Annotated in this window: 2 rRNA genes; both read right to left on the bottom strand. The window is 58.8% G+C overall.

The window, feature by feature from the left end:
* Nucleotides 1–30: 30 nt before the first annotated feature.
* A 23S ribosomal RNA gene (locus tag ABD363_RS32235) occupies nt 31–3155 on the bottom strand.
* Nucleotides 3156–3467: 312 nt separating this feature from the next.
* Nucleotides 3468–4995: ribosomal RNA gene (locus tag ABD363_RS32230) — 16S ribosomal RNA — on the bottom strand.
* The 16S and 23S rRNA genes sit together here, the layout of an rRNA operon.
* Nucleotides 4996–5232: the final 237 nt, after the last annotated feature.

The following is a 5232-nucleotide window of genomic DNA, read 5'->3' as shown; positions in this document are numbered from 1 at the left end:
TCAGAACCAACACAGTGGACGCGAGCCTCTATGGACAAGCCCTCGGCCTATTAGTACCGGTCACCTCCACACGTTACCGTGCTTCCAGATCCGGCCTATCAACCCAGTCGTCTACTGGGAGCCTTACCCCATCAAGTGGGTGGGAGTCCTCATCTCGAAGCAGGCTTCCCGCTTAGATGCTTTCAGCGGTTATCCCTCCCGAACGTAGCCAACCAGCCATGCCCTTGGCAGAACAACTGGCACACCAGAGGTTCGTCCGTCCCGGTCCTCTCGTACTAGGGACAGCCCTTCTCAAGACTCCTACGCGCACAGCGGATAGGGACCGAACTGTCTCACGACGTTCTAAACCCAGCTCGCGTACCGCTTTAATGGGCGAACAGCCCAACCCTTGGGACCGACTCCAGCCCCAGGATGCGACGAGCCGACATCGAGGTGCCAAACCATCCCGTCGATATGGACTCTTGGGGAAGATCAGCCTGTTATCCCCGGGGTACCTTTTATCCGTTGAGCGACGGCGCTTCCACAAGCCACCGCCGGATCACTAGTCCCGACTTTCGTCCCTGCTCGACCCGTCGGTCTCACAGTCAAGCTCCCTTGTGCACTTACACTCAACACCTGATTGCCAACCAGGCTGAGGGAACCTTTGGGCGCCTCCGTTACCCTTTAGGAGGCAACCGCCCCAGTTAAACTACCCATCAGACACTGTCCCTGATCCGGATCACGGACCCAGGTTAGACATCCAGCACGACCAGAGTGGTATTTCAACGACGACTCCACGAACACTGGCGTGCCCGCTTCACAGTCTCCCACCTATCCTACACAAGCCGAACCGAACACCAATATCAAACTGTAGTAAAGGTCCCGGGGTCTTTCCGTCCTGCTGCGCGAAACGAGCATCTTTACTCGTAGTGCAATTTCACCGGGCCTATGGTTGAGACAGTCGAGAAGTCGTTACGCCATTCGTGCAGGTCGGAACTTACCCGACAAGGAATTTCGCTACCTTAGGATGGTTATAGTTACCACCGCCGTTTACTGGCGCTTAAGTTCTCAGCTTCGCCCACCCGAAAGTGAGCTAACCGGTCCCCTTAACGTTCCAGCACCGGGCAGGCGTCAGTCCGTATACATCGCCTTACGGCTTCGCACGGACCTGTGTTTTTAGTAAACAGTCGCTTCTCGCTGGTCTCTGCGGCCACCCCCAGCTCGGACCGTGAAGATCGTCACCAGGAATGGCCCCCCTTCTCCCGAAGTTACGGGGGCATTTTGCCGAGTTCCTTAACCATAGTTCACCCGAACGCCTCGGTATTCTCTACCTGACCACCTGAGTCGGTTTAGGGTACGGGCCGCCATGAAACTCGCTAGAGGCTTTTCTCGACAGCATAGGATCATCCACTTCGCCACAATCGGCTCGGCATCAGGTCTCAGACTATATGCCGGGCGGATTTACCTACCCGACGTCCTACACCCTTACCCCGGGACAACCACCGCCCGGGCTGGACTACCTTCCTGCGTCACCCCATCACTCACCTACTACAGGTCTGGTTCGTCGGCTCCACCACTCCCACCGACGGCAAAGCCGGCGGCGGGCGGTCTCACGGACTTAGCATCGCCTGGTTCGATGTTGATCGCTTCACAGCGGGTACCGGAATATCAACCGGTTATCCATCGACTACGCCTGTCGGCCTCGCCTTAGGTCCCGACTTACCCTGGGCAGATCAGCTTGACCCAGGAACCCTTGGTCAATCGGCGCACACGTTTCCCACGTGTGAATCGCTACTCATGCCTGCATTCTCACTCGTCAACCGTCCACAACTGCCTTCCGGCGCTGCTTCACCCGGCAGACGACGCTCCCCTACCCATCACGGCCTCCGTTAGGAGTATGTGCCGCAATGACACGACTTCGGCGGTACGCTTGAGCCCCGCTACATTGTCGGCGCGGAATCACTAGACCAGTGAGCTATTACGCACTCTTTCAAGGGTGGCTGCTTCTAAGCCAACCTCCTGGTTGTCTCTGCGACTCCACATCCTTTCCCACTTAGCGTACGCTTAGGGGCCTTAGTCGATGCTCTGGGCTGTTTCCCTCTCGACCATGGAGCTTATCCCCCACAGTCTCACTGCCGCGCTCTCACTTACCGGCATTCGGAGTTTGGCTAAGGTCAGTAACCCGGTAGGGCCCATCGCCTATCCAGTGCTCTACCTCCGGCAAGAAACACACGACGCTGCACCTAAATGCATTTCGGGGAGAACCAGCTATCACGGAGTTTGATTGGCCTTTCACCCCTAACCACAGGTCATCCCCCAGGTTTTCAACCCTGGTGGGTTCGGTCCTCCACGAAGTCTTACCTCCGCTTCAACCTGCCCATGGCTAGATCACCCCGCTTCGGGTCTTGAGCGTGCTACTCCACCGCCCTCTTCGGACTCGCTTTCGCTACGGCTACCCCACCCGGGTTAACCTCGCAACACACCGCAAACTCGCAGGCTCATTCTTCAAAAGGCACGCAGTCACGAGAGCGGAGCAAGCTCCACTCCGACGCTCCCACGGCTTGTAGGCACACGGTTTCAGGTACTATTTCACTCCCCTCCCGGGGTACTTTTCACCATTCCCTCACGGTACTATCCGCTATCGGTCACCAGGGAATATTTAGGCTTAGCGGGTGGTCCCGCCAGATTCACACGGGATTTCTCGGGCCCCGTGCTACTTGGGTGTCTCTCAAACGAGCCGCTGACGTTTCGACTACGGGGGTCTTACCCTCTACGCCGGACCTTTCGCATGTCCTTCGCCTACATCAACGGTTTCTGACTCGCCGACCGGCCGGCAGACCGGTCAAGAGAGATCCCACAACCCCGCATACGCAACCCCTGCCGGGTCTCACACGCATACGGTTTGGCCTCATCCGGTTTCGCTCGCCACTACTCCCGGAATCACGGTTGTTTTCTCTTCCTGCGGGTACTGAGATGTTTCACTTCCCCGCGTTCCCTCCACACTGCCTATGTGTTCAGCAGCGGGTGACAGCCCATGACGACTGCCGGGTTTCCCCATTCGGACACCCCCGGATCACAGCTCGGTTGACAGCTCCCCGGGGCCTATCGCGGCCTCCCACGTCCTTCATCGGTTCCTGGTGCCAAGGCATCCACCGTGCGCCCTTAAAAACTTGGCCACAGATGCTCGCGTCCACTGTGCAGTTCTCAAACAACGACCAGCCACCCGTCACAACCCGCACCAAACGGGCCTTCACCGGGGCCGGCACCGAAGGCAGCCCTTACGGCCATGCCCTCAGACACCCAACAGCGTGCCCGACACGCCCAGCCGACCAGATCAGCGTTCCACGCCCCGAAGAGCAGTACTAGCGCCTGGTCCGTCCTGGACCGTGCCGAGTAGTCAACGTTCCACCCATGAGCAACCAGCACCGGACGTTCGCCGATGTACTGGCCTCTGACCAGGCCGAAACCCGGTGAGAAGTGCTCCTTAGAAAGGAGGTGATCCAGCCGCACCTTCCGGTACGGCTACCTTGTTACGACTTCGTCCCAATCGCCAGTCCCACCTTCGACAGCTCCCTCCCACAAGGGGTTGGGCCACCGGCTTCGGGTGTTACCGACTTTCGTGACGTGACGGGCGGTGTGTACAAGGCCCGGGAACGTATTCACCGCAGCAATGCTGATCTGCGATTACTAGCGACTCCGACTTCATGGGGTCGAGTTGCAGACCCCAATCCGAACTGAGACCGGCTTTTTGAGATTCGCTCCACCTCACGGTATCGCAGCTCATTGTACCGGCCATTGTAGCACGTGTGCAGCCCAAGACATAAGGGGCATGATGACTTGACGTCGTCCCCACCTTCCTCCGAGTTGACCCCGGCGGTCTCCCGTGAGTCCCCAGCACCACAAGGGCCTGCTGGCAACACGGGACAAGGGTTGCGCTCGTTGCGGGACTTAACCCAACATCTCACGACACGAGCTGACGACAGCCATGCACCACCTGTACACCGACCACAAGGGGGGCTCTGTCTCCAGAGCTTTCCGGTGTATGTCAAGCCTTGGTAAGGTTCTTCGCGTTGCGTCGAATTAAGCCACATGCTCCGCCGCTTGTGCGGGCCCCCGTCAATTCCTTTGAGTTTTAGCCTTGCGGCCGTACTCCCCAGGCGGGGCACTTAATGCGTTAGCTGCGGCACGGACCACGTGGAATGTGGCCCACACCTAGTGCCCACCGTTTACGGCGTGGACTACCAGGGTATCTAATCCTGTTCGCTCCCCACGCTTTCGCTCCTCAGCGTCAGTATCGGCCCAGAGATCCGCCTTCGCCACCGGTGTTCCTCCTGATATCTGCGCATTTCACCGCTACACCAGGAATTCCGATCTCCCCTACCGAACTCTAGCCTGCCCGTATCGACTGCAGACCCGGGGTTAAGCCCCGGGCTTTCACAACCGACGCGACAAGCCGCCTACGAGCTCTTTACGCCCAATAATTCCGGACAACGCTTGCGCCCTACGTATTACCGCGGCTGCTGGCACGTAGTTAGCCGGCGCTTCTTCTGCAGGTACCGTCACTTGCGCTTCTTCCCTGCTGAAAGAGGTTTACAACCCGAAGGCCGTCATCCCTCACGCGGCGTCGCTGCATCAGGCTTGCGCCCATTGTGCAATATTCCCCACTGCTGCCTCCCGTAGGAGTCTGGGCCGTGTCTCAGTCCCAGTGTGGCCGGTCGCCCTCTCAGGCCGGCTACCCGTCGTCGCCTTGGTGAGCCGTTACCTCACCAACAAGCTGATAGGCCGCGGGCTCATCCTGCACCGCCGGAGCTTTCCACACACAGAAGATGCCTCCGTGTGTCGTATCCGGTATTAGACCCCGTTTCCAGGGCTTGTCCCAGAGTGCAGGGCAGATTGCCCACGTGTTACTCACCCGTTCGCCACTAATCCCCTCCCGAAGGAGGTTCATCGTTCGACTTGCATGTGTTAAGCACGCCGCCAGCGTTCGTCCTGAGCCAGGATCAAACTCTCCGTGAATGCCTGCCGGTGATCCGGCGAACACATCACGAGAGCGGAACAGCCGGGCGGAATCGGCCCGACCGTTCACAGCGTCCTCGCTGTGTTTTTCAAAGGAACCTCGCCCCGGCACACGCCGGGAACGGGGTATCAACATATCTGGCGTTGACTTTTGGCACGCTGTTGAGTTCTCAAGGAACGGACGCTTCCTTCGTACTCACCCTCTCGGGCTTTCCTCCGGGCGCTTCCCTTCGGTGT

Source organism: Streptomyces glaucus (assembly GCF_039533365.1).
GTDB lineage: Bacteria > Actinomycetota > Actinomycetes > Streptomycetales > Streptomycetaceae > Streptomyces > Streptomyces glaucus.
The sequence above is the reverse complement of the archived record's forward strand: the minus strand, read 5'-3'. Positions and strand labels throughout refer to the sequence as shown.